Genomic DNA, 23,360 nt, shown 5'->3' with positions numbered 1-23,360 from the left:
GCCACGCCTAACGTCCCCGCGCATGGCCTACTGGCTGCTGAAGACCGAGCCCGGCACCTACGCGTGGTCCGACCTCGTCGCCGATGGGACCACCCCGTGGACCGGCGTCGCCAACCCGCAGGCCCAGGCGAACCTCCGGGCCATGAAGGCGGGCGATCGCGCGATCGTCTACCACTCCGGCGAGAAGCGCGCGGTGGGGATCGCCGAGGTGGTGCGGACCGCCTACCCCGACCCGACCGCCGGCGGCGAGCTGGTCTGCGTGGACGTGAAGGCGGTCGAGCCGCTCCCGGCGCCCGTGCCGCTCGAGGCGCTGAAGCTGGAGCCCGCGTTCGAGGGCTCGGTCCTGCTCAGGCAGGGCAGGCTGTCGGTGGTGCCGCTCGCGCCGGCGGAGTGGCGCGACCTCGCCGCGCTCGCCGACGTCATCGCCCGCACCGGCGGGCTGCGGCGCAAGGCGCGGTTCTGATCCCACGAGGGCTGCGCCCTCGCCCCGCCGGCAGAGCCGTCGGGGCCCCACTCCTGCTGCGCGGGTCCCGTGACCTCGCGCGCCCGCCTCCGCGGGCTCGCGCAAGGTCCCCGCGGGCGCGCCAATCTGCGCGCCGTTCCGCTAAATCCTGAATCGCCTCACCTCGCCGCGGAGCACCTCCGCCTGCGAGGCGAGGTCCACGATCGCGGCCTCGAGGTCGCGGACCGAGTGCGTCTGCGCCTCGGCCACCTGCTTGATCTGCACCACCGCCGTCATCACCTGCTCGGAGCCCTTGGTCTGCTCCTTCTGGGCGCGGTTCAGGTGGTGGACCATCTCCGAGATCGACTCGATGGCGCGGGTGATCTGCTTCGAGCCGCGCGCCTGCTCCTGCGCCGAGCGCTCCACGTGCTTGGTGATCGCCTTCATCTTCTCGGCGCTCTTCATGATCTGCTCGGAGCCGCGCGCCTGCTCGGCGGTCGCGCTCGCGATCTGCTGCACCGTCTCGGCGATGCGGTTGATGGCCATGGTCACCTGCTTCGACCCGCGCGCCTGCTCGAGCGTGGCCCGCGCGATGGCCTTCACCATCTGCGTGGACTTCTGGCTCGACTGCTGGATCTTCTTCAGGGCGGTCTCGGTCTCCTGCCCGAGCCGCACGCCCTCCTCGACGTTGCGGACGCCGCGGTCCATCGCCTGGATGGCGTTGCGCGACTGGTCCTGCACCGCGCGGATGAGCTCGGAGATCTCCTTGGTGGACGCGCCGGTGCGCTCGGCCAGGTCCTTGATCTCGTCGGCCACCACCGCGAAGCCCTTGCCGTGCTCGCCCGACTGCGCCGCCAGGATGGCGGCGTTCAGCGCGAGCAGGTTGGTCTGCTCGGCCACGTCGTCGATGACGTTGAGGATGTTGCCGATGGCGGCGATCTTGGCGCCGAGCGCCTCGATGACGCTGGCCGCCTCCTTGGACGACTCCTTGATCTTGTCGATGCCGAGCAGCGTGCGCGAGAGCGCCTCCGCCCCCGACTCCGCGTCGCGCTGCGCCTGCTCGGAGAGGCGCGCGGTCTCGTTCGCGTTCGACTCCACCTGCGAGATGGACACGTCCATCTCGTTCATCGAGGACGACGTCTCCTCGGTGGTGGCGGACAGGTCCTCGATGTTCTTCGCCACCTCCTTGATCGAGTAGGTCATCTGCTCGATCGCGGCGGTGGTCTCCTCCACGCTGGCCGCCAGCGCCTGGATGTTCTCGGCCACCTCGTCGTTGGTGGCGGCCATCTCCAGGATCGACGAGGAGGACTCCTCGGCGCTCTGGGCCAGCACCTCGACGTTGTCGGCGATGCCCTTCAAGGACGAGATCATCTGGCTCATCGACGACGAGGTGTCCACCACCCGCGCCGACACGGTGCCGGCGCCGGAGGACACCGCCGAGCCGGTGCGCGAGATCCGGTCGATGACGGTCGCCACCCCGCCGGTCACGTTCTGCACGCGGGAGAGCGTCGCGGCCAGGTTCTCGCCGATCCGGTTCAGCGACTCGGCCAGCGTCCCCAGCTCGTCCGGGCCGAGCTGCGCGGAGCGGGCGGTGAGGTCGCAGTCGGAGACCCGGCGCGCCACCGCGCTCATCTCGTCGAGCGGCCGGAGCACGAGCCGCGAGACGAACACGTAGACGAGCCCGGCCAGCACCATCCCGCCGCCCACCAGCAGCGCGAAGATGTACCAGCCGGCGCGCCCGGCCTGCGCGTCGAGCGGGTCGCGGTCGAGGCCGAGCAGCACGTACCCGGCGCGCGCGCCGCCGGCCGCGCCCTCCACCGGGCGCGTGAAGGCGAGCACGCCCGGCGCCTGGGGCTGCGCGGCGCCGCCCGCCGCCTGGTGCCACGCCACCACCTCCTCGGCGCTCCGGCCCAGGTTGCGCGAGAGGTGCCTGGCCGCGATGGACCAGTCCTCCCGGACCACCACCACGTACGCGAACGACTCCTCGTCCCAGTCCTCGTCCACGCGCGCCGCGATGCGCGCCGGGTCGCCGGCCGCGAGCGCCGGCGCGAGCGCGGAGGCGTAGACGCGGGCGTCGGCCTCCCCGCGGTGCGCGGCGGCGCGCTCGAGCGCGACGTGGATCTCGCGGTTCACGGCGATCGAGGTGAGCACGCCGGCGATGGCCAGCGCGCCGGCGATGGAGAGGAACAGGATCCGCTTCACGCCGAGGTGGGCGAGCTTTGGACGCATCGGGCCCTTCTCGCCGGCGCGGGCTGAAGCACGCGATTTTCCGGCGGTTCGGCGCGATGCTACCGGTGGGTCGGGATCGAGGCAAGGGAACGGCCGGCGCCGCGGCGGGCGGCGGACGCACCTTCCCCCACGCCGCCGGGCCCCGCGTCCTACCGCTGCGTGAGCTACTGCATGAACAGGTCCTGCACCTCGACCTGCTTCTTCTCGGCGTCGGCGAGCACGGGCTCGGTCCCCTGCTTGAACGGCTCGGGCACGCCGCCGGCGCCGTCCGCCACGGCCTTGCCGCTGGCCGGGTCGATCCGCACCTCGACGATCCCCGACGGCGCCTCGAACTCGGGCTGGGCCCGGCCCTTCAGCGCCGCCGACATGAAGTCGAGCCAGATGGGCAGCGCGGCGTGGCCGCCGGTCTCGTAGCGGCCGAGCGGCGTGACGTTCACGTCGTAGCCGAGCCACACGCCGGTGGCGAGGTCGCGGGTGAACCCCATGAACCAGGTGTCGAACGAGTCGTTGGTGGTGCCGGTCTTGCCCGCCGCCGGCTTCCCGAGCGCCGCGGCGCGCGCGCCGGTGCCGACCGTCGCCACCTCGCGCATCAGCCGCACCAGGATGTAGGCGCTGCGCGGGTCCATCACCTGCTCGCGCGGGCGCGTCACCTCGGCCACCGCGCCCGCCAGCCGCTCGTCGAGCCCGACCCACGGGTCGCGGTAGTCGGCGTGGTCCTCGAGCACGCGCCCGTCCCGGTCCAGCACCCGCTTCACGAACGTGCTGGGGCGCTTCTCGCCGTACCGCGCGAACAGCGCGTACACGTTGGTGAGCTCCCACGGCGTCACGCAGGACGAGCCGAGCGCGCTCCCCAGCTCCTGCTTCACCGGCGTGGTGATCCCGAGCGTCTTCGCCCAGTCGCCCAGGCCCGCCGGCCCGAGCTTCGCGTTGAGCGCCTCGGCGGTCTTCACCGCCGGGATGTTCATCGAGTTGACGAGCGCGGTGCGCAGGGTGACGTCGCCCTTGAAGTCCTCGCCGTAGTTCTGCGGCTTCCAGCTCGACTCGTCGTCGCGGAACACGATGGGCGCGTCGGTGAGGATCGTCGCCGGCGTGTAGTCGAGCTTCTCCACCGCGGCCGAGTAGACGACCGGCTTGAACGCCGAGCCCGGCTGGCGGCAGGCCTGGAACGCGCGGTTGAACTCGGACGCCTCGAAGTCGTAGCCGCCCACCATGGCGGTGACGTACGCCGTCCCGGGATCGACCGCGACCAGCGCCCCCTGCAGCGTGGGGTCCTGCTGGAGCGAGAACAGCACCGGGGCCTCGGGCACGTCCTTCGGCCGGCCCACCCCGAGCTGCGCCTCCTTCTTCTGCAGCTCGGCGCGCTCGACGCGCTTCAGCACCACCACGTCGCCGGCGTGGAGCGCGCTCGACGGCCGGGAGAGGAGCGCGTCGGCGTAGGACACCACCGGGTTCGGCCGGCGCGCCCAGCGCATGCCGGAGATGGGCAGCACGCCGCGCGTCTCGCCCACCTCCACCTCGACGACGCCCGCCTTGTCGTCCACCCGGTCCACGATGCCGACGCAGTGGTCGCCGGGCCGCAGCGTGCCCTTCGGCCAGGCCTTCGCGAGCCGCGCGGCGAGCGCGGTCCGCTCCGCGCCGGCCACCTTCGCGACCGGCCCGGTGTAGCCCTGCCGCTGGTCCACCTCGACGAGCCCCTTCAGCACCGCCGCCTGCGCGGCGCGCTGCTTCTCGAGGTCCATCGCCATCTCGACCCGCAGCCCGTCGTGCAGCAGCCGCTCGTTGCCGTAGCGGTCCACCACCTGCCGCCGCACCGTCTCCACGTAGAACGGCGCGGTCTCGCGGAACACGTCGTCCACGCCGAAGACCTTCACCTCGGCCTTCTCGGCGCTGCGCCGCTCGGCCTCGGTGATCATCCCCTCCTCGGCCATGCGGCGCAGCACGTAGCGCCGCCGCTCCGCGGCCGCCTCGGGCCGCGAGAACGGCGAGTAGCGCGAGGGCGCCTGCGGCAGCCCGGCGATGAGCGCCGCCTCCTCCAGCGTCAGGTCCTCGACGTTCTTCCGGTAGTAGTTCTCCGCGGCCGACTGCACCCCGTAGCTGTGGTGCCCGAGGTACACGCCGTTCAGGTAGATCCAGAGGATCTGCTCCTTCGTGAACCGCGCCTCGAGGCGCCGCGCCAGGATCAGCTCGCGGATCTTGCGGCGCAGGCTGCGCTCGGTGCCGCGCTCGAACCCCTCGGCGCTGATGAGGAGCGCCTTGGCGGTCTGCTGCGTGAGCGTGGACGCGCCCTGGATGCGCGAGCGGAGCACGTAGGTCTTCACCGCGGCGCGGAGCGTGCCGAGCAGGTCGATGCCGCCGTGCTCGAAGAAGTTCTTGTCCTCCGAGGCGATGAACGCCTGGATGACACGCTTCGGGATGCGCGCGTAGGGGACGACCTTGCGGCGCTCCACGAAGAACTCGCCCGCGATCTGACCGTCGGCCGAGATCATCTCGGTGATGATGGGCGGGCGGTACTGCTCCAGCGTGGGGACGTCCGGCAGGCCGCGCGAGAACACGAACCAGCCCACCACCGCGGCCACGACCGCGGCGTTCACCGCCGCGATCCCGGCGAACAGCCCCCAGCGGAGGAGCCGCCGGCGCAGCGGGCGCTCGGGCGGCAGCCCGTCGAGGACCACGCGCGAGGAGGGCTCCTCGGGCGGCTTGTGGGGTTCGCCGGGCTCGCTCATGGGGTGGCCGAATCTATGCGTGCCCCGCCCCGGAGTTCAACGCTCGCGGTGCGGTCCCTCGCGGCGCGCGCCGGGCGCGTGTGCGCCGGTGGGCGACGCGGGGAGCTTCAGGTTCGCGCGGGAGAGCACCTCCGCGAGCTCCGCCGGGAACGGCGCCTCGAGCCGGAGCGGCGCGCCGGTGAGCGGATGTGGGACCTCCAGCCGCCACGCGTGCAGGCCCATGCGGCGCAGCCCCCAGCGCGTGCGCGCGGTGCGGTTGAAGGCGAAGTCGCCGTAGCGCCGGTCGCCCGCCACCGGGTGGCCCACCGCCTCGAGGTGGCGGCGGATCTGGTGCGTGCGGCCGGTCTCGATGGTGACCGCGAGGAGCGAGATCTCCTTCGCGGCCGAGACCACCTTCCAGCGCGTCAGCGCCTCCTGGAAGTTCACGCCGCGCATGGCCTTCGACTTCGACGTCTGCTCGTGCTCGGAGAGCGGCAGGTCGATGGTGCCCGCCTCGCGCGGCATCTTCCCCTTCACGAGCGCGAGGTAGGTCTTGTGGACGCCTTCGCCGGTGGTGAAGGTCTCGCCGAGCCGCACCATCGCCTTCCGGTGCTTCGCGACCAGCACCACGCCCGAGGTGTCGCGGTCGAGCCGGTGCGCCGGCGACGGCTTGAACTCGGTGGGCGGGAGGTCGTCCGGCGTCTTCAGGTAGCCGCGCGCCATCTCCACCAGCGTCGCGCCCTCGATCCCGGTGCCGGGGTGCGCGGCCAGGCCGGCCGGCTTGTCCACCGCGAGCAGGTCGGCGTCCTCGTGCAGCACGCCGAACGTCACCCGCGGCGCGCCGCCCGGCGCGGCCGGCGCCGCCTTCGCGAGCAGCCGCTCCTCGTCGCCGCGGATCACCACCACGTCGCCCTCGGCGACGACCTGGTCGGCCTTGCCGCGCGCGCCGTTCACCCGCACCTTGCGCGTGCGGAACATCTTGTAGACGTGGCTGAGCGGGACGTCGCGCAGCGCCTTGCGCACGAGCTTGTCGAGGCGCTGGCCGGCCGCGTCGGCCGAGACGGTGAGCTGGATCACGGGGGAGATCTACCTCACCCGGGCCCGCGACACCTCAAATCAGCTCGAGCTGCATGTGCTCGCGCAGGGGCTCGGCGCGGATCCCCTCCTTGCGGAGCGCGGCGGCGAGCGCGTCCTCGTGGCCGTGGACCGTGAACACGCGGCCGGCGCCGGTGGCCCTGGCGTAGCGCACCAGCGAGGGGAAGTCGGCGTGGTCGGACAGCGGGAACGCCGCGTCCACCCCGCGGAAGAAGCGGCCGCCGTCGATGGCCCAGCCGGTGAGGATGGCGGTGCGGCGCCTGCGGAGGCCGCGCATGGCCGGGCTGCGGGCGAGGTGCGGCGGGCACACCACCACCTCGTCGATCCCGGCGCCCTCCGGCCCGAGCGGCCGCACGTTGGGCAGCGCCACCCCGTGCGCCTCGTAGACCTTGTTCACCGCCTGGACCACCGGGTGGGCGCGGCAGGCGTAGCCGAGGTCGGAGAGGTACTTCAGGATCTCCTGCGCCTTGCCGAGCGCGTAGCCGAGCAGCACCGGCGTGACGCCGTCGGCGAGCGCGTCGTCCACGAAGCGGCGCACCGCCGCGAGCGTCTCGTCCTTGGGCGGGAACACGTAGCGCGGGTGGCCGAAGGTGGACTCGATCACGAGCACGTCGCAGCCCATCACCTCGGCGCGCTCGGCGGCGTGGGTCGGCTCGGTGCAGAGGTCGCCCGAGTAGCCCAGCGAGACGCCGTTGCGCGTCACCCGCACCTGGGCCGAGCCGAGCACGTGGCCGGCGGGGAACAGCTCCAGCGTCAGCTCGCCCAGGCCGAACGGCGCGCGGTAGGACGCGGGCAGGTGCTCGGTCCGCCGGCGCTTCCCCTCGCCCAGGCGGTGGCGCATGAGCGCCAGCGTCGGGGCCGTGGCGATGGTCCGGTCGTGGCGCCCGATGTGATCGCCGTGCGCGTGCGACACGAACGCGCACTCGACCCGCCGGGTGGCGTCGAGGTGGAGGGACGAGCCGGTGATCCTCAGCTCGCCCCGGTGGAGCTCGATCGGCGGGCGCCTCATCGGGCGCCCGTTCTACAACGGGCGCCCGACAAAGGCGCGAGGCAGGGCCCGCGGGCCCCGCCGCTACTTCTTCGGCGGCTCCTTCGCCGGCGCCTTCTTCTCCTCCGGCTTCGACTCCTGCGGCGCCTTCGTCCGGTCTTCCTCCTCGATCTGGTGGATGCGTTTCTCGAGCGAATGGAACCCGCCCTTCTTCTTCTCGTCCGCCATGCGAACACCTCCTTCGAGGACCCTAGGGATCCTCTCGCCGCCAGGGGAACCGGTCCGCGCCAGGGTGGGTTCGCCCGGAGGTCCCCCCGCGGTGGGGGGCTCCGACCGCGGCCGAGCGCCGCCCCGCACCCCTCTGGCGGGTGTCAGGGCGGGAGGGCATGATGCGCCGCCCCAGCCTCCGGCACCCCGGCCGCGTCGCGGCCAGCGCCCGGGCGAGCGGGCGCGTCGCGTCGCGCATCTCGAGGAGGGACCATGAAGAGGACCGTGGACGTCGGGGAGCGGCTGCCGCTGCTCCAGAGCATTCCCCTGTCGCTGCAGCACCTGTTCGCCATGTTCGGCGCCACCGTGCTGGTGCCGTTCCTGGTCGGGCTCGACACCTCGGTGACCCTGTTCACCAGCGGTGTCGGCACGCTCGTCTACATCTTCATCACCAAGGGGAAGATCCCGGCCTACCTCGGCTCCTCCTTCGCGTTCATCGCCGCGCTCTCCGCCATCCTCGGGGTGGCGCCGGGCCAGGCCGCGCCCGCGGAGCGGGTGGCGGTGGCCATGGGCGGCTGCGTGGCGGTGGGCGTCTGCTACCTGGTGGTGGCGGCGCTCATCGGCAAGTTCGGCACCGGCTGGATCGACCGGCTGCTCCCGCCGGTGGTGATCGGCTCGGTGGTGATGGTCATCGGCCTCGGCCTCGCGCGCGTGGCGGTGGTCAACATGGCCATGAACGGCGGCGGCCCGACCTACCGGCCGGAGTTCTTCGCGGTCGCGCTCGCCTCGCTCGCCATCGCCATCCTGGCGGCGGTGTTCCTGAAGGGCTTCCTGGGCGTCATCCCGGTGCTCATCGGGATCGTGGGCGGCTACGTGGTCGCGCTGCTCGCGGGCCAGGTGGACCTCTCCGGCGTCGCCGCGGCGAGGCCGCTGGCGGTGCCGCCGTTCGTGCTCCCGAAGTTCACCTGGGCGGCCATCATCACGCTCGCGCCCATCTCGCTCGTGGTCATCACCGAGCACATCGGCCACCTCATCGTCACGAACAACGTGGTGGGCCGGGACTTCGTGAAGGACCCGGGCCTGCACCGCTCGCTCGCCGGCGACGGCGTCGCGACGGTGATCTCCGGCGCGCTGGGCGGCCCGCCCAACACCACCTACGGCGAGAACATCGGCGTCATGGCCATCACCCGCGTCTTCTCGGTGTGGGTGATCGGCGGCGCGGCGGTGCTCGCGGTCCTCATGTCGTTCCTCCCGCCGGTGGGCGCGCTCATCCGCTCGATCCCGACGCAGGTGATGGGCGGCATCTGCATCCTGCTGTTCGGGATCATCGCCTCCGCCGGCATCCGCATGCTGGTCGAGGCGGGCATCGACTTCTCGCAGAAGCGGAACCTGATCATCGCCTCGGTGGTGCTGGTCATCGGCGTCGGCGGCGCCGAGATGCACTTCGGCTCGGTGAAGATCGACGCCATGCCGCTCGCCACCTACGTCGGCATCCTGCTCAACCTGGTGCTGCCGCGCGGCATGGAGGGCACCGCCGCGAACGGGGCCGTCTCCGAGGCGCCCGACGTCTAGCCGCGAGCCGCATCCCCGCTCGCGGTGAGCCCGTCGAGCCGCGGGCGGGGACCCGCTACCTGAGCAGCAGGTACCAGAGCCGCCCCGGCTGCTTCATGCGGCCGGCGGCGTTCGCGGCGTAGGGGCCGCTGCCCAGGTACAGGTCCACGCGCCCCGAGGTGCGGATCGCGCCGCCCGCGTCCTGGTCGAGCACGAAGCGCGAGAACGGGCGCATGACGGCCGAGCTCGCGTCCACCGGGCGCTCGGTCTCGAGGAACGCCAGGCCGCCCTTCGGGAAGACCTTCGCGTCGGCGGCGATGGTGCGATCCGGGGTGACCGGGACGCCCAGCGCGCCGATCGCGTCGTCGGCGAACCGGAAGAAGACGTAGGACGGGTTCGTGGCGAGCACCGCCGCCTGCTCCTCCGGGTGCGCGAGCAGCCAGGCGCGGATCGACTGCATCGACACCTCCTCGCGCCGGAGCGCGCCGCGCCGGACCAGCTCCGCGCCCACCGCGGCGTAGCGCTGGCCGTTCTTGCCGGCGTAGGTGACCACGCGCGCGGTGCCGTCGGGGAGGCGCACCACCCCGCTCCCCTGGATCTCGAGGAAGAACGCGTCCAGCGCCGAGTCCACGAAGCAGAGCTCCGCGCCCTTGCCGTCGAGCGCGCCCCGCGCGATGTCGGCGCGCGTCGGGTACGGGACGAGCCGGCCCTGCTCCACGCGGCCGATCACGTCCTCCGCGACCTGCGGGAAGTCGCGCGCGCGCACCACCACGAGGTCGTCCGGCGCGCGGTGGAGCGGCACCTGGTACGGGCCGCCGCGGGCGAGCGCGCCGCGCAGCTCCGGCAGGTAGTAGCCGGTGAACAGCACCGTCCCGCGCCCGTCGCCGGTCGAGCGGAAGGCGCGGAACTCGCGGCGGAGCGTCTCGCGCAGCGCCGCGGGCGGCGGCCGCGCCGCCACGATGGCGCGGAAGCGCGCCAGCGTCGCGCGCACGCGCTCGAGCGGCACGCGCTCCCTCCCGTACGCGAACGTCCGGCCCGGATCCGAGGCGGCGAGCCGCGCCAGCCAGGTCTCGCTGCGGCCGATGGCGTCCTCGAGGCCGGCGTAGTCGAGGTCGTCGGCGAACGCCGGGAGCTCGGACGGCGGCACCTCGCGCAGCGCCTCGTCGGCGGTGCGGGCCGGCGCGGGCGGGGGCGCGTGGCGGCAGGCGGTGAGCGCCGAGGCGAGCACCAGGGCGAGCGCCGCGACGGGCGCGTGCGGGAGGAGCGTGCGTCGCATCGGGCCGAACGTAGCAGAGGTCCCGCCGGCGCGGGCGCAGCCCGGAGCCCGGAGCCCGACGAGGCGCTCAGCCCGGGCCGGTCGAGGCGCGCTCGCCCCGGGCCCGCCGAGGGGCGCGGGCCTCCAGCACCCCGCCCACCTCGCCGGCCACCACGCCGAGCACCATGAGCGCGCCGCCGGCCCAGTCGAGCGGCCCGAGCGGCTCGCCGTAGTAGAGCCAGCTGAACACCGCCGCGGCGGCGGGCTCGAGCGAGAAGATGAGCGCGGCCCGCACGGCGGTGGTGTGGCGCTGGCCCCAGTTCATGACGAAGAACGCGAGCGCGGTCATGACGAGGCCGGTGAACGCAACCACCAGCGCGAAGTGGCCGGCCCCGGCCGGATCGAAGCGCGGCCCCTCCAGCGGCGCGAGCACGAGCGCCCCCGCCAGCGTGACCAGCACCTGCACCGCCACGAACGGCGCGAGCGGGTGGCGCGGCGCCCACTCGGAGGTGAACGTCACCTGGAGCCCGTAGGCGACGGCGCAGAACAGCGTGAGCAGGTCGCCGAAGCGGACCTCCTCCGTGACCGCGCCCGGCGTGAACGGCCGGGTGAGCATCACCAGCCCGGCCAGCGCGAACGCGACGCCCACCCAGAAGGCGGGGCGCACCCGGCGTCCCAGGAACCAGCGGGCCACCACCGGCACCACCAGCACGTTCAGGCCGGTGATGAACCCGGAGCGCGCGGGCGTGGTGTGCCGGAGCGCCACCGTCTGCAGCACGAACCCGACCAGCATGGTCAGGCCGAGCAGGATCCCGTGGCGCCAGAACCCGTCGCCGAGCGGCGCGCGCGGCCGGAGCGCCCAGGCGGCGAGCAGCGCCACCGCGGCCAGGCCGAAGCGGGCGGTCAGGAACACGCCCGGCGAGGCGATCTCGAGCGCCTCCTTCACCAGCGCGAAGGTGGTCCCCCACAGCAGCGTGAGGACGAGCAGGGCGAGGTCGGCCACGGCGCGGCGGGCGGCGCTAGCGCCCGGCCCGCTCCTCCTCGAACCGCCCGTGCAGGTGGACCGGCGCCTGGCGCGCCTTGCGCACGCGCATGTTGAGGAGCTCGACGCCGAGCGAGAACGCCATCGCGAAGTACACGTAGCCCTTCTCGATGTGCTTCCCGAGCCCCTCGGCCACCAGCATCACGCCGATGAGGATGAGGAAGGAGAGCGCCAGCATCTTGATGGTGGGGTGGCGCTCCACGAACCCGCCGATGGCGTCGGCGAAGACGAGCATCACGCCCACCGCGAGGATCATGGCGGCGACCATCACCGGCAGGTGCTTCGCCATCCCCACCGCGGTGATGACCGAGTCGAGCGAGAACACGATGTCGAGCAGCGCGATCTGCACGATGACCGCCCAGAACGCGGCCCCGCCGCCGGCCTTGCGCTCCTCGGCGTGCTCGACCTCGAGCTTGTCGTGGATCTCGTGGGTGGCCTTCGCGATGAGGAACAGGCCGCCGCCCAGCAGGATGAGGTCGCGCCCGGAGACCTCCCGGCCCAGCACCTCGAACAGCGGCCGGGTCAGCCCCATCACCCAGCTGATGGCGAACAGCAGCCCGAGCCGGGTGAGGAGCGCGAAGGAGAGGCCCAGCTTGCGCGCCTTCCCCTGCTGCTCCTGCGGCAGCCGCCCGGCGAGGATGGTGAGGAACACCACGTTGTCGATGCCGAGGACGATCTCCATGGCGGAGAGCGTCACCAGCGAGATCCACGTGTCGGCCTGGCCGAGCAGCTCGAGCATGGCGCCTTGAATGCCCGATGGCGCCGCGCTTGTCGAGCGGCGGCGCGGCCCCCGTCAGGCGGCGAGGTAGCGCCAGGGCTCGGCCGCGCGATCGCGCCGCACCTCGCCGCGCGACTCCATCACCTCCAGGTTCGCCACCGTCTCGGAGAGGGTGAGGAACGCGTCGGCGGGGCGGGCGTGGGGCCAGAGCGCGCGGGCGATCTCGTGCGCGGTGCGCGGCCCGGCCCGGAGCAGCTCGAGCATCCGCGCCTGCCGCTTCGCGTAGAAGCCGACGAGCGCGTCGATGATCTCGCGGTGGCCCGAGAACGGCGGGCCGTGGCCGGGGAGGACCAGGTCCACCTCCAGGGCCCGCAGGCGGCGGAGGCTGTCGAGGTAGGCGAGCAGCGGGTGGAAGAAGCCGTCCTGGCCGTCCGGCCCGAGCTCGACGAGCGGGTTCGGCGAGACCTTCTCGAGCAGGTGGTCGTCGGAGAAGAACAGGCGCTTCTCCCGCTCGTACAGGCACAGGAGCCCGGGCGTGTGCCCCGGCATGTGCACCACCTCGAGCGCGAGGTGGCGCGTGCGCAGCACCTCCCCCTCGGCGATGGGCCGCACCTCGGGGAGCCGCCGCGCGTAGCGGAAGCCGCCCTCGCCCTGCTTCGCGAGCAGCTCGACGACCTCGGGCGGCACGCCCTGGCGCGCCAGGTACGCGGCGAGCCGCGGCGCCAGCTCCCGCCAGCGCGGCCCCTGCTCCGACATCTTGGGCGCGTCGGCCGGGTGGCCGAACACCGGGAGGTCCGGGGCGCCGTGCCGCTCCTGCACGAAGCGCGCGGCGCCGTAGTGGTCCACGTGGCCGTGCGAGACCACGATGCGGGTGACCTCGTCGAAGCGGCGGCCCAGCCGCGCGAACCCGGCCTCGAGCGCCGCCTGCGCCTCGGGCGTGCCCAGGCCGGCGTCGAACATGAGCAGGCCGCCGCCGGCGTCCTCGACCAGGTAGGCGTTGACCGGCCCGCCCGCCTGCGGGAACGGCACCGGGATGGCGATGCGGTGGACGCCGAGCCCTTCGAGATCCGCCTCGGTCACGCCCGCACCGCCGTCCCGCGCACGGTCACTTCGACGCCTTCACCTTCTCGGTGAGCGCCGGGAGCGCCTGGAACAGGTCCGCCACCAGGCCGTAGTCGGCGACCTGGAACACCGGCGCGTCCGGGTCCTTGTTCACCGCCACGATCACCTTCGAGCCCTTCATGCCGGCGAGGTGCTGGATGGCGCCGGAGATGCCCGCCGCCACGTACAGGTCCGGCGCCACCACCTTGCCGGTCTGCCCCACCTGCCAGTCGTTCGGCACCCAGCCCGCGTCCACCGCGGCGCGGCTCGCGCCCACCGCCGCGCCGAGCGCGTCGGCGAGCGCCTCGACCGGCTTGAAGTCGCCCTTCGTGCCGCGGCCGCCCGACACCACCACGCGCGCCTCGGTCAGCTCGGGCCGCTCGCTCTTCACCTCGCGGAAGCCCACGTGCCGGGTGCGCAGGCCGGCCGGCACCGCCGCCGCCACCTCGTGCACCGCGCCCTTGCCGGCGCCCTCCCCGGCGGCCGCCGGGAACTCCGTCGCACGGACGGTGAACACCTTCACCGGCGTCGCGATCTCCACCTCGGCGAGCACGTTGCCCGCCCACATGGGCCGGCGGAAGGTGACGGCCGCGCCCTCGCCGCCGAAGCCGAGCACCTCCGTCGCCATCCCGGCGCCGAGCCGGGCCGCGACGCGGGGGAGGAGGTCCTTGCCCTGGGCGGTGGCGGCCGCGCCCACGTACGCCGCCCCGCAGGCCTTCGCGATCTCCGCGATCACCGGCGCCCAGGCGTCGGCGAGCGGGTGCTCGAGCGCGGGCGCGTCGGCCACGTGCACCTCGGCGCCGTGAGCGGCGAGCGCGTCGGCGAGGGGGCGCACGCCGTTGCCGAGCAGCGCCACGTGCAGCGCGCCGCCGGTGCGGGCGGCGACGGCGCGGCCGGCCGAGATCGCGTGGAGCGTCGCCTTGCGGATCTGGCCGCCGCCCTGCTCGGCCACGATGAGGACGTTCGACATTGTCGCCTCCGGAGTTCGATCGCCGCGCCGGGCGCGGACGGGGGGCTAGAGGACCTTCGCCTCGTCGTGCAGCTTCTTCCAGAGCTCCTCGACGTCGGCCACCTTCACGCCGCCCTTGCGGGCGGGCGGCTCGGAGAGGCGCTTCACCACCACCTGCGGCGCGAGGTCCACCCCCAGCGACGCGGCGGCGAGCTCCTGGAGCGGCTTCTTCTTGGCCTTCATGATGCCGGGCAGCGAGGCGAAGCGCGGCTTGTTGAGGCGCAGGTCGGTGGTCACCACCGCCGGCAGGCCCAGCTCCAGCGTCTCCACCCCGCCGTCCACCTCGCGGACGACGGTGAGCGCCTTGCCGTCGGCGGAGAGCACGAGGCCCGGCTCCTTCTTCTGCTCGGCCTCGCTCTCCAGGCTCTCGGTCTTCGAGGCGAACGTGCCCTGCGGCCAGCCGAGCCGCTCGGCCAGGTACTGGCCGGCCTGGTTCTGGTCGTCGTCGATGGACTGCTTGCCGAGGATGACGAGGTCGGGCTTCTCCTGCTCGACCACCTTGGCGAGCAGCGCCGACACCACCACCGGATCGAGCGGGCCGTCGTGGCGGACGAGGATCCCGCGGTCGGCGCCCATGGCGAGCGCGGCGCGGATCTCCGTCTGCGACCTTTCCCCACCGATGGACGCGACCACCACCTCGCCGCCGTGGCGCTCCTTCAGCCGGAGCGCCTCCTCGACGGCGATCTCGTCGAACGGGTTGATCTTGTAGTTGACGCCGTCGGTCACGATCCCGGAGCCGTCCGGCTTCACGCGGATCTTCGACTCCGGGTCCTCGACGCGCTTCGCGGTCACCACGATCTTGAGGGCCATGATCGCTCCTGATTCCGGAATCAAGCCTGGGGCTCGACCATATTGCGCAGTGCGCCACGGTGCCGCAACCGAAATCCTGTCCCGTCCGGCAGGGCCCCGAGAAGGGTCGTCTGCGAAGTTCGCAGGCGTGAGAGACAGCGGTATACGGGAACGATCTCCACGGAAAGCATGCGTGGGGGGACTTCACTGGGGGTTCGTGAACCCCCGAGAACGAAAGGGAGACACATGAACCGCATCACGCTCGCGCTCGTCGCCGCGCTGCTCGCCGTGCCGGCCGCCGCCGCTGATCAGACCGCCTCCGCCATCAAGGGCACCGGCCGCTACGGCACCGCCGGCTGCGGCCTCGGCTCCATGGCGTTCGGCAACACCCCGGGCGCGGTCCAGATCCTGGCCGCCACCACCAACGGCACCTTCGGCAACCAGACCTTCGGCATCACCACCGGCACCTCGAACTGCGGCAGCGGCGTGTTCACCGCCGGCACCAAGAACTTCGTGGACGCGAACCGCGAGGCGCTCGCCAAGGACATCTCCCGCGGCGAGGGCGAGGCCATCGGCGCGCTCACCGTGATCAACGCCTGCGAGAACTCGCACGCGGTCGGCGCCGCGCTGCAGAAGAACTTCAAGGCGATCTTCCCGAGCGAGAGCGCCTCGAACGAGGACGTGACCAAGGCGATCCTCGACACGCTGCACGGCGACGCGGCCCTCGGCTGCGGCCGCAGCTAGCCCCGCCGCATTCCGCTTCGTGAGAGGGGAGCCCTCGCGAGAGGGCTCCCCTTTCGTTTACCCTCGTCGCCCCGCATGCTCGCCCCGCTCGCCCTCGCCCTCGCGCTCGCGTCCCCGCCCGCCCCGCCGTCCGCGGATCCCGGCCCGGCGCCCGCGGCCGCGATCGCCACCGCGGCGCCGGGCTCCCTGAGCCCGGCCGCGAACGCCGCGCCGGACCCCGCCTACCTCGCCGAGCTGGTCGCGAGGGCCCGCGCGCTCCGGCTGGCGGAGGATCCGGGGTGGCTGAAGCTGGGGCACTGGCGCCGCCGCCCGCTGGGCGGCTGGAAGAGCGAGGCCGACGGCGCCAAGTTCTTCCGGGCCCGCGACGGGAAGACCGATCCGGCCGCCGAGCTGGAGGCGACGCTGGCCGGCTTCCTCGACGCCGGCCCGAAGGCGGACGAGCTCGACGACGCGCAGTGCCGCTTCCCGGCGCGCTTCGCGTTCCTGGGCGGGCGGCTCGGCTTCGACCTCGCCCGCCTGCCGCCGCGCCGCTGCCCGCGCTTCGAGGACTTCTACGGGAAGATCCGGCCGCAGGGCGTGACGGTGGTGTTCTCGTCCTACTACCTCAACAACCCCGCCTCGGCGTTCGGCCACACCCTGCTCCGGCTCGACAAGGCGCCGGAGGCGATCGGCGGCAAGCACTTCGAGCTGCTCGACTACGGGGTGGACTACGCCGCCACCGTGGACACCGGGAACGCGGTGCTCTACGCGGCGAAGGGGCTGCTCGGCTTCTTCAAGGGCGAGTTCAAGTACTACCCGTACTACTACAAGGTCCGCGAGTACGGGGACTACGAGTCCCGGGATCTGTGGGAGTACGACCTCGAGCTCACGCAGGGCGAGGTGGCGCTGCTCGGCGCGCACGTCTGGGAGCTGGGCGGCACCTGGTTCGACTACTGGTACCTCGACGAGAACTGCAGCTACCACGTGCTCGGCGCGCTCGAGGCCGCCGCGCCGCGGCTCGACCTCCTCTCGCACGTGGGCCGCGCGGTGGTGCTGCCCTCCGACACCGTGGTGGCGCTGTTCCGCAACCCGGGCCTGGTGCGGCGCGTCCACTACCGCCCCTCCATCCGCACGCAGTTCGAGGCGCGGGCCCGCGGGCTCTCCGGCGCCGAGCTGCGCGAGGTGGAGGCGCTCGCCGGCGACCCGGCCGCGCCGCTCGCCGCGGGGACCCCGCCGGACGGGCAGGCGAAGGTGCTCGACGCGGCGGTGGACCTGCTCGACCTCCGCCACGCGCGCGAGCTCATCCGCGGCCTCGAGCCGAAGGCGGCGCAGGACCGGCAGGCGCTGCTCGAGCGGCGGGCCGCGCTGGGGGTGGCGAGCGCGCCGCTCGCGCTCCCCGTCCCGGAGGCGCGCCGCCCCGAGCGCGGCCACGGCTCGCTGCGCCTCGGGGTGGGCGGCGGCGCCGCCGACGGCCAGGGCGGGACGGTGCTCCTCGACGCGCGCCTGGCGCTCCACGACCTCGGCGATCCCGCCGACGGCTACCCGCCCACCGCGCAGATCGAGTTCCTCCCCACGCGCCTGCGCTGGACGCCGCGCGAGCGGCGGGTGGACCTCGACGACGTGGCGCTCGTGCGCATCGTCTCGCTCAGCCCGGTGACGCGCTTCGACGCGCGGCCGTCCTGGAAGGCGAGCTTCGGCGCCACCACCGTGCGCGACCGCGGCTGCGACCGGTGCGTCGCGTTCGCGGGCGACTTCGGCGGCGGGCTGGCGGCGGCGCTGCCGGGCGGCCTCGACCTCGCCGCCACCGGCGACCTCGAGCTGCGCGCCTCGCCCCGGCTCTCCGGCGCGGGCGGCACTGGCTGGCGCCCGGGGATCGGCCCCTCGGCGCTGGCGCGGCTCCGCCTCGGATCGCGCGCGGTCCTGCTCGCCGACGCGCGCTGGCGCTGGCTGCCCGAGGCCGCGCCCCGCACCACCTGGTCGTGGGGCGGCGCGCTCCGGCTGCACCTCGCGCGCGACCTCTCGCTGGCGTTCGAGGCCCGCCGGCAGCCGCTCGCCACCGAGGCCGCCGCGCTGGTGCTCGGCTACTTCTAGCCGCCCCGGGCCGCCGCGCGGCGGGGCGCGTACATTGCCCCAGTGCTCCAGGCGCTCCTCTCCCGCTTCGGCTACCTCGCCGTGCTGGCCCTGCTGGCCGGCGCGGGGCTGGGCGTCCCGATCCCCGAGGAGGCCACCCAGCTCGCCGCCGGGGCGCTCGCGCACCAGGGCTACCTGCGCCTCCCGCTCGTGATCGCGGCGTGCTGGCTCGGGATCGTGCTCGGCGACCTCGCGTTCTTCCTCGTGGCGCGCCGGCACGGGGACCGCGTGCTGCGCACGCGCATGGTGGCCCGGGTGCTCACGCCCGAGCGGCGCGGCCGGCTGGAGGGCCACCTCGCGCGCCACGCGTTCCTCTCGGTGGCGGTGGCGCGGCACACCTCCGGCCTGCGGCTGGCCGCGTTCGCGCTCGCCGCGACGCACGGGGTGCGCCTGCGGACGTTCGTCCTCGCCGACGGGCTCTCCGCGCTCGTCTCGGTGCCGCTGGTGGTCTCGGTGGGCTACCTGTTCGCGCACCACCTCGGCACGGCCGAGCGCGGCGTGCGCCGGGTGGAGCTGGCGGTGCTCGGCGCGGTGCTGCTGGCCGTCGCGGTGGCCGCGTGGGTCCGGCGGCGGCGCCGCGTCCAGGCTCGGGGCGACCCTTCGACGGGCCCAGGGTGAGGGCGTCTCAGGGGGTCCGCTCGGGGTGAGCCCGCCGAACCCCGAGCGGACTCACGCCCCGCGCCCGTCGCGCACGAGCACCATCTCGGTGGAGGTCCCGAAGCGCCGCTGCCCCGCCGCGTCCACGAAGCCGAAGCAGGCGTAGAGGCCCTGCGCGTCGCGGGTGACGAGGCGCACGAAGCGGGTGCGGCGGAGCGCGGGGTGGTCGAGGAGCAGCGCCAGGAGCCGCTTGCCGAGGCCGCGCCCGCGCCAGGCCGGCGCCACCACCACGTCGTAGATCCAGGCGTGGCGCGGATCGGCCATGGCGCGCGCCGAGGCGACGAGCCCGCCGTCCGCGTCGCGGGCGCCCACCCAGGCGGTGGAGGCGAGGTGCGAGGGGCCGGCCAGCGCGGCGGGCTCGCCCTCCCACCAGTACTCCCCGGCGAGGAGCGCCTCGACCGCCGGCGCGTCCCCCTCGCCCAGCGCGACGTGCAGCCGGACCCCGGGGATCCCCGCCGCGAGGAACGCCGGCTCCGGCGCGGCCGGGTTCGCGGCCCGGACCGCCTCGACGGCGGCGACGTCGCCGGGCGCGCCGCGCGCCCACAGCCCCTCGAGCGCCGCGCCGAGCTGCTCGGGCGAGCGGTTCTGGAGCAGCTTCCACTTGCCGTCGAGCGCCTCGCCCAGGCGGACGCCCAGCACCAGGATCCCGCGCAGCTCGCCCGCGTAGAGCGGATCGTCGGCGCGGATGGGCCGGTAGCGCCCCTCCGGCTGCCAGCGCGCCATCAGCGCCGAGAGCACCTCGGCCTTCCGGGCCGGGTCGGTCAGCTCCTCCAGCGTCCCGTGCGCCTGCACGCTCCGGTAGAGCGTGGTGGCCGGGCAGGCGCGCACCGGGTCCGCCATCCAGCTGGGCAGGTGCGCCACCAGCTCCTCCGCGGCGACCACCGCCGGGCGGCCCAGGCAGCGCGCCTTCTCGCCGGCGCGCGCGCCGTGGAACCAGACCCCGTCGTCGAGCACGGCGGCGTCGAGCGCGCGCAGCACCGGCGCGCCCTCGGGGGTGGTGGTGGCGAGGTGCACGGTGGGCGCCCGCCGCAGCAGCGCCAGGGCCTCCGCGCGGCCGGCCCGGAAGAGCTCGCGTCTCATGCGCGGCAGCCTGCGCCGGGGCTGGTCTGGCGAGAAGGTCCAGTTTCGAGTAATTCGGTGGACCAGTGCGGACCTGGCAGACCCCGCTCGCGCTCGACCGCGCCGACCCGGCCCCGCTCTCGGTGCAGATCGCCCGCGCGCTCGCCGCGCGGATCCGCGCCGGCGCGCTCCGCCCCGGCGCGCCGCTCCCCTCCAGCCGCGCGCTGGCGCGGACGCTCGGCGTCCACCGCAACACCGTGCTCGCCGCCTACGGCGAGCTGGCCGCGGAGGGCTGGATCGCGTCCGATCCGGCCCGCGCCACGCTCGTCTCGCGCGACCTCCCGCCGGTGCCCCGCGGCGCCGCGGGCGCGCCCGGCCCGGCCGCGCGCGCCGGCTTCGATCTGCCCCCCGCCCCGTCCGACGCCACCTGGGAGGCGCTGCCGCCCGGCACGCTCGAGCTCCTCGGCGGCACCCCCGATCCGCGGCTCGTGCCGGTGGCCGCGCTCGGGAGCGCCTACCGCCGGGCGCTGCGCCGGCGCGAGCACCTCGCCTACGGCGACGCCGCCGGCCACCCGCGCCTGCGGGCCGCGCTCGCGCGCATGCTGGGCGAGGCGCGCGGCCTGGCCGTGGACGCGGACGGGATCCTCGTCACCCGCGGCGCGCAGATGGCGCTCTCCCTGGCCGGGCGGGCGCTGCTCTCCCCCGGCGACGGCGTCGCGGTCGAGGCGCTCGGCTACCGGCCGGCGTGGGAGTCGCTGCGCCTGGCCGGCCTGCGCACCGTGCCGGTGCCGGTGGACGCGCGCGGGCTCGAGGTGGAGCGGCTCGAGGCGCTCGCGGCGGCCGGCGCGATCCGCGCGGTCTACCTCACCCCGCACCACCAGTACCCGACCACCGTCACGCTCGCGCCCGCCCGGCGGCTCGCGCTGCTCGACCTCGCCCGCCGCGCGCGGCTGCTCGTGCTCGAGGACGACTACGACGCCGAGTTCCACTACGAGGGCCGGCCGGTGCCGCCGCTCGCCAGCGCCGACGGCGCCGGGGTGGTGGTCTACGTGGGCACGCTCTCCAAGGTCCTCGCCCCGGGCCTGCGCCTCGGCTGGCTGGCCGGCCCGCCGGACGCGATCGAGCGGCTCACCGCGCACCGCCGCTTCCTCGATCGGCAGGGCGACCTCGCGGTGGAGGCCGCCGTGGCCGAGCTGTTCGAGGAGGGCGAGGCGCAGCGGCACGCCTGGCGGACCCGCCGCGTCTACGCGGGCCGGCGCGAGGCGCTCGCGGCCGAGCTCGGGGCGCGCCTCGGCGGCGCGCTCTCCTTCCGGACGCCGGCGGGCGGCATGGCGCTCTGGTGCCGCGTCGCGCCCGGCATCGACCCCGGCGCCTGGGCGGCGCGGGCGCTCCGCGCCGGGGTGGCGGTGCAGCCGGGGCGGCTGTTCGCGCACGACCGCCGGGCGCGCCCGTTCCTGCGGCTCGGCTTCGGGCGCCTCGACGCGCGCGAGCTGGCGGAGGCGGTGCGCCGGCTGGCCGGGGCGCTGCCGCGCCGGGGTCAGCGATCGGGCGCGAGCGGCGCGTAGGGCCGCGCCGGCTCCTCGCCCGAGAGGACGCGCAGCGCGCCCTCGGCGAGCGCCCGCAGCTCGTCCTCGCCCGGGTGGACCTCCACCGGCGCGATCCACGCCACCCGGCGCCGGACGCCCTCGACCACCGGCGCGAGGTGGGCGAGGCCGCCGGTGAGCACGATCGCGTCCACCCGGCCGTCGAGCGCGACGGCCATCGCCGCCACGGCCTTCGCGGCCTGGTAGCACATCGCGTCCACGAGCAGCGCGGCCCGGGCGTCCCCGCGCCCGGCCCGCGCCAGCGCCTCGCGGACGTCGCGCGTGCCGAGGTGCGCGTAGAGCCCGCCGTCGCCGAACAGCCGCCGCTTCACCGTCCGTGCGTCGGCGCCCGGCGCGAAGCACAGGTCCACGAGCGCGGTGGCCGGCACGCCGCCGGCCCGGTCGCCGGAGAACGGCCCCTCGTCGCGCGGGTTCACCACGTCCACCATCCGGCCGCCGGCCAGGGCGCAGAGCGAGATGCCGGTGCCGAGGTGCGCGAGCACGAGCGCGAGCGCCTCGAGCGGCCGGCCGGCCGAGGCCGCGTGGCGCCGCGCCACCGCGCGCAGGTTGAGCGCGTGCGCGAAGCTGGTGCGCTCCACCCCGGCGAGGCCGGTGACGCGCGCCACCGGCGCGAGCTCGTCCACCGAGACCGGGTCCACGACCAGCGCCGGGCACCCGTGCGGCGCGGCGAGCGCCCGCGCCATGGGCGCGCCCAGGTTCGAGGCGTGCTCCCCGTGCGCGGCCCGCTCCAGCTCGGCGACGAGCGCGTCGTCCACGAGGTACGCGCCGGCGGCGAGCGGCGGGAGCAGCCCGCCGCGCCCGGCCACCGCGGCGAGGTCGCCCGCCCGCACCCCGGCGCGAGCGAGGAAGTCCTCCGCCGCGGCGACGCGCCCGGGCAGCTCGTCCCAGATCCGCGCCGCGGGCCGCGCCATCGCCTCGGGGTGCAGCACCTTCTCCTCGCGGACCAGCCCGCCCCCGCGGAACAGGCCGAGCTTGGTGGACCCGGCCCCCGGGTTCACCGCGAGCACCAGCGGCCCGTGCGGCCCCGCGCTGGCGCTCACGGGGCGCCCCTCGCCGCGGCCAGGACGCCGAGCGCGATCGAGCAGAGCTTGTCCTCGGGGCGCTCGACCCGCGACGGGATGAGCACCGGCGCGCGGGCGCCCACGATCACGTGGGCCACGCTCCGGTGCGCGAGGTACGTGAACGCCTTCCCGAGCGCGTTCCCGACCTCGATGGTCGGCACGAGCAGGAGGTCGGCCCGGCCCGCCACCGGGTGGTCGATGCCCTTCGCCCGCGCCGCGTCGGCCGAGAGCGCGTTGTCGAGCGCGAACGGGCCCCCCACCACGCAGCCCGGCAGCTCCCCGCGCGCGTTCATCGCCGCGAGCGCGGCCGCGTCGCGGGTGTGCGGCATGGCGTCGGTCACCGTCTCGACCGCGCACAGGCAGGCCACCCGCGGCCGGTCGTGGCCGAGCGCGCGGAACAGCGCCGCGGCGTTCTCCACGATGGCCCGCTTCTGCCCGAGGTCGGGCGCCACGTTCACGCCGCCGTCGGTGACCCCGAGCAGCCGCGGCGCGGCCGAGAGCGGGTGATCGGCCACCAGCACGTCCGAGAGGAGCCGCCCGTCGCGGAGCCCGTCCGTGCGATCCAGGATGGCCTCGAGGAGCGCGGCGGTCTGGAGCCGGCCCTTCATCAGGACCGCCGCCTCGCCGCCCCGGACCATGGCGACCGCGCGGCGCGCCGCGTCCTCGTCGTTCGCGGCCTCGTGCAGCTCGAAGAGCGCCGGGTCCTCGCCGAGCGCCCGCAGCCTCGCCGCGATCTCCGAGCGCCCGCCCACCAGCACCGCGTCGGCGATCCGCTGGCGGCGGGCCAGCGCCGCGGCCGCCAGGGCGGAGTCGCTCGCGGCGGCCGCCACCACCAGCCGGAGCGGTCCGGCGGTCCGGGCCTCCGCGGTCAGCCGGGCCAGGGTAGGGATGGGAATCATCAGCCCCGTTCAGGTATCATGCCGGGTCCACGTCAGCGACGACCGCGGCCGGGCCGGGTTGTATCCCGGACCGGGGGCGGCCTGCACGCCCCGTCATCC

The 23,360-nt window shown here is 74.9% G+C and carries 20 protein-coding genes; 6 read left to right on the top strand and 14 right to left on the bottom strand.

Annotated elements, in window-relative coordinates; all coding sequences use genetic code 11:
* The first annotated feature begins 22 nt into the window (after window positions 1-22).
* Complete coding sequence (locus ADEH_RS00315; protein ID WP_041453231.1) at window positions 23-463, top strand: EVE domain-containing protein; 441 nt, start codon at window positions 23-25, stop codon at window positions 461-463.
* A 141-nt stretch (window positions 464-604) separates the two neighbouring features.
* Here ADEH_RS00315 and ADEH_RS00310 read toward each other — a convergent pair whose 3' ends face one another.
* The 5 genes from ADEH_RS00310 to ADEH_RS23235 form a co-directional block, all read right to left on the bottom strand.
* Complete coding sequence (locus ADEH_RS00310) at window positions 605-2,671, bottom strand: methyl-accepting chemotaxis protein (protein WP_011419119.1); 2,067 nt, start codon at window positions 2,669-2,671, stop codon at window positions 605-607.
* 164 nt (window positions 2,672-2,835) lie between these two features.
* Window positions 2,836-5,394 (bottom strand): penicillin-binding protein 1A, encoded by a 2,559-nt coding sequence (locus ADEH_RS00305; protein ID WP_011419118.1) that lies wholly within the window; start codon window positions 5,392-5,394, stop codon window positions 2,836-2,838.
* A gap of 36 nt (window positions 5,395-5,430) precedes the next feature.
* On the bottom strand, window positions 5,431-6,450 hold the full coding sequence (locus ADEH_RS00300) for an RluA family pseudouridine synthase (RefSeq protein ID WP_011419117.1): 1,020 nt from the start codon (window positions 6,448-6,450) through the stop codon (window positions 5,431-5,433).
* A 34-nt stretch (window positions 6,451-6,484) separates the two neighbouring features.
* On the bottom strand, window positions 6,485-7,477 hold the full coding sequence (locus ADEH_RS00295) for an MBL fold metallo-hydrolase (RefSeq protein WP_011419116.1): 993 nt from the start codon (window positions 7,475-7,477) through the stop codon (window positions 6,485-6,487).
* 63 nt (window positions 7,478-7,540) lie between these two features.
* Complete coding sequence (locus ADEH_RS23235; protein ID WP_198133805.1) at window positions 7,541-7,684, bottom strand: hypothetical protein; 144 nt, start codon at window positions 7,682-7,684, stop codon at window positions 7,541-7,543.
* A 252-nt stretch (window positions 7,685-7,936) separates the two neighbouring features.
* On the opposite strand from ADEH_RS23235, the gene uraA reads away from it, so the two are divergent.
* Complete coding sequence (gene uraA, locus ADEH_RS00290) at window positions 7,937-9,235, top strand: uracil permease (RefSeq protein WP_011419115.1); 1,299 nt, start codon at window positions 7,937-7,939, stop codon at window positions 9,233-9,235.
* A gap of 55 nt (window positions 9,236-9,290) precedes the next feature.
* Here the strand turns inward: uraA and ADEH_RS00285 are convergent, their stop codons facing one another.
* From ADEH_RS00285 to ADEH_RS00260, 6 genes are all read right to left on the bottom strand, one after another.
* Complete coding sequence (locus tag ADEH_RS00285; RefSeq protein ID WP_011419114.1) at window positions 9,291-10,490, bottom strand: murein transglycosylase A; 1,200 nt, start codon at window positions 10,488-10,490, stop codon at window positions 9,291-9,293.
* 67 nt (window positions 10,491-10,557) lie between these two features.
* Complete coding sequence (locus tag ADEH_RS00280) at window positions 10,558-11,472, bottom strand: DMT family transporter (RefSeq protein WP_011419113.1); 915 nt, start codon at window positions 11,470-11,472, stop codon at window positions 10,558-10,560.
* A gap of 16 nt (window positions 11,473-11,488) precedes the next feature.
* A complete protein-coding gene (locus ADEH_RS00275; RefSeq protein WP_011419112.1) occupies window positions 11,489-12,250 on the bottom strand; it encodes a TerC family protein in 762 nt (253 codons plus the stop codon).
* Window positions 12,251-12,304: 54 nt separating this feature from the next.
* A complete protein-coding gene (locus ADEH_RS00270) occupies window positions 12,305-13,309 on the bottom strand; it encodes an MBL fold metallo-hydrolase (RefSeq protein ID WP_011419111.1) in 1,005 nt (334 codons plus the stop codon).
* A 25-nt stretch (window positions 13,310-13,334) separates the two neighbouring features.
* Entirely contained in the window at window positions 13,335-14,300 is a 966-nt protein-coding gene (locus tag ADEH_RS00265) for an electron transfer flavoprotein subunit alpha/FixB family protein (RefSeq protein WP_011419110.1), read from the bottom strand.
* Window positions 14,301-14,345: 45 nt separating this feature from the next.
* Entirely contained in the window at window positions 14,346-15,149 is an 804-nt protein-coding gene (locus ADEH_RS00260) for an electron transfer flavoprotein subunit beta/FixA family protein (RefSeq protein WP_011419109.1), read from the bottom strand.
* Window positions 15,150-15,374: 225 nt separating this feature from the next.
* Here ADEH_RS00260 and ADEH_RS00255 point away from each other — a divergent pair, with 225 nt between their 5' ends.
* The 3 genes from ADEH_RS00255 (at window position 15,375) to ADEH_RS00245 (ending at window position 18,599) form a co-directional block, all read left to right on the top strand.
* Window positions 15,375-15,872 carry a DUF3015 domain-containing protein gene (locus ADEH_RS00255; protein ID WP_011419108.1) on the top strand — a complete coding sequence of 166 codons (498 nt, stop codon included), beginning with the start codon at window positions 15,375-15,377 and terminating at the stop codon, window positions 15,870-15,872.
* Between the two features lie 75 nt (window positions 15,873-15,947).
* Complete coding sequence (locus tag ADEH_RS00250) at window positions 15,948-17,942, top strand: Lnb N-terminal periplasmic domain-containing protein (protein ID WP_011419107.1); 1,995 nt, start codon at window positions 15,948-15,950, stop codon at window positions 17,940-17,942.
* A gap of 42 nt (window positions 17,943-17,984) precedes the next feature.
* A complete protein-coding gene (locus tag ADEH_RS00245) occupies window positions 17,985-18,599 on the top strand; it encodes a DedA family protein (RefSeq protein WP_011419106.1) in 615 nt (204 codons plus the stop codon).
* Window positions 18,600-18,650: 51 nt separating this feature from the next.
* Here the strand turns inward: ADEH_RS00245 and ADEH_RS00240 are convergent, their stop codons facing one another.
* On the bottom strand, window positions 18,651-19,718 hold the full coding sequence (locus ADEH_RS00240; protein WP_011419105.1) for a GNAT family N-acetyltransferase: 1,068 nt from the start codon (window positions 19,716-19,718) through the stop codon (window positions 18,651-18,653).
* 65 nt (window positions 19,719-19,783) lie between these two features.
* On the opposite strand from ADEH_RS00240, the gene ADEH_RS00235 reads away from it, so the two are divergent.
* The gene (locus ADEH_RS00235; RefSeq protein WP_011419104.1) at window positions 19,784-21,262 is read left to right on the top strand and encodes a PLP-dependent aminotransferase family protein; all 1,479 of its coding nucleotides are present in this window, start codon (window positions 19,784-19,786) and stop codon (window positions 21,260-21,262) included.
* Here ADEH_RS00235 and buk read toward each other — a convergent pair.
* A complete protein-coding gene (gene buk / locus ADEH_RS00230) occupies window positions 21,235-22,341 on the bottom strand; it encodes a butyrate kinase (RefSeq protein WP_011419103.1) in 1,107 nt (368 codons plus the stop codon). The genes ADEH_RS00235 and buk overlap by 28 nt on opposite strands.
* Window positions 22,338-23,261, bottom strand: coding sequence for a phosphate acyltransferase (locus ADEH_RS00225; RefSeq protein WP_011419102.1), 924 nt, complete (start codon window positions 23,259-23,261; stop codon window positions 22,338-22,340). The genes buk and ADEH_RS00225 overlap by 4 nt, the downstream gene beginning before the upstream one ends.
* Window positions 23,262-23,360: the final 99 nt, after the last annotated feature.

The organism is Anaeromyxobacter dehalogenans 2CP-C, assembly GCF_000013385.1.
In the GTDB taxonomy this organism is placed as follows: domain Bacteria; phylum Myxococcota; class Myxococcia; order Myxococcales; family Anaeromyxobacteraceae; genus Anaeromyxobacter; species Anaeromyxobacter dehalogenans_B.
Note: the sequence above shows the minus strand (reverse complement) of the source record. Positions and strands in the feature narration are given on the sequence as shown.

Excerpts from the sequence above, each read along its gene's own strand:
- ADEH_RS00315 (WP_041453231.1), top strand. The coding sequence starts at position 23 with ATGGCCTACTGGCTGCTGAAGACCGAGCCCGGCACCTACGCGTGGTCC.
- ADEH_RS00310 (WP_011419119.1), bottom strand. The coding sequence starts at position 2,671 with ATGCGTCCAAAGCTCGCCCACCTCGGCGTGAAGCGGATCCTGTTCCTC.
- ADEH_RS00305 (WP_011419118.1), bottom strand. The coding sequence starts at position 5,394 with ATGAGCGAGCCCGGCGAACCCCACAAGCCGCCCGAGGAGCCCTCCTCG.
- ADEH_RS00295 (WP_011419116.1), bottom strand. The coding sequence starts at position 7,477 with ATGAGGCGCCCGCCGATCGAGCTCCACCGGGGCGAGCTGAGGATCACC.
- ADEH_RS23235 (WP_198133805.1), bottom strand. The coding sequence starts at position 7,684 with ATGGCGGACGAGAAGAAGAAGGGCGGGTTCCATTCGCTCGAGAAACGC.
- uraA (WP_011419115.1), top strand. The coding sequence starts at position 7,937 with ATGAAGAGGACCGTGGACGTCGGGGAGCGGCTGCCGCTGCTCCAGAGC.
- ADEH_RS00285 (WP_011419114.1), bottom strand. The coding sequence starts at position 10,490 with ATGCGACGCACGCTCCTCCCGCACGCGCCCGTCGCGGCGCTCGCCCTG.
- ADEH_RS00275 (WP_011419112.1), bottom strand. The coding sequence starts at position 12,250 with ATGCTCGAGCTGCTCGGCCAGGCCGACACGTGGATCTCGCTGGTGACG.
- ADEH_RS00265 (WP_011419110.1), bottom strand. The coding sequence starts at position 14,300 with ATGTCGAACGTCCTCATCGTGGCCGAGCAGGGCGGCGGCCAGATCCGC.
- ADEH_RS00260 (WP_011419109.1), bottom strand. The coding sequence starts at position 15,149 with ATGGCCCTCAAGATCGTGGTGACCGCGAAGCGCGTCGAGGACCCGGAG.
- ADEH_RS00255 (WP_011419108.1), top strand. The coding sequence starts at position 15,375 with ATGAACCGCATCACGCTCGCGCTCGTCGCCGCGCTGCTCGCCGTGCCG.
- ADEH_RS00250 (WP_011419107.1), top strand. The coding sequence starts at position 15,948 with ATGCTCGCCCCGCTCGCCCTCGCCCTCGCGCTCGCGTCCCCGCCCGCC.
- ADEH_RS00240 (WP_011419105.1), bottom strand. The coding sequence starts at position 19,718 with ATGAGACGCGAGCTCTTCCGGGCCGGCCGCGCGGAGGCCCTGGCGCTG.
- ADEH_RS00225 (WP_011419102.1), bottom strand. The coding sequence starts at position 23,261 with ATGATTCCCATCCCTACCCTGGCCCGGCTGACCGCGGAGGCCCGGACC.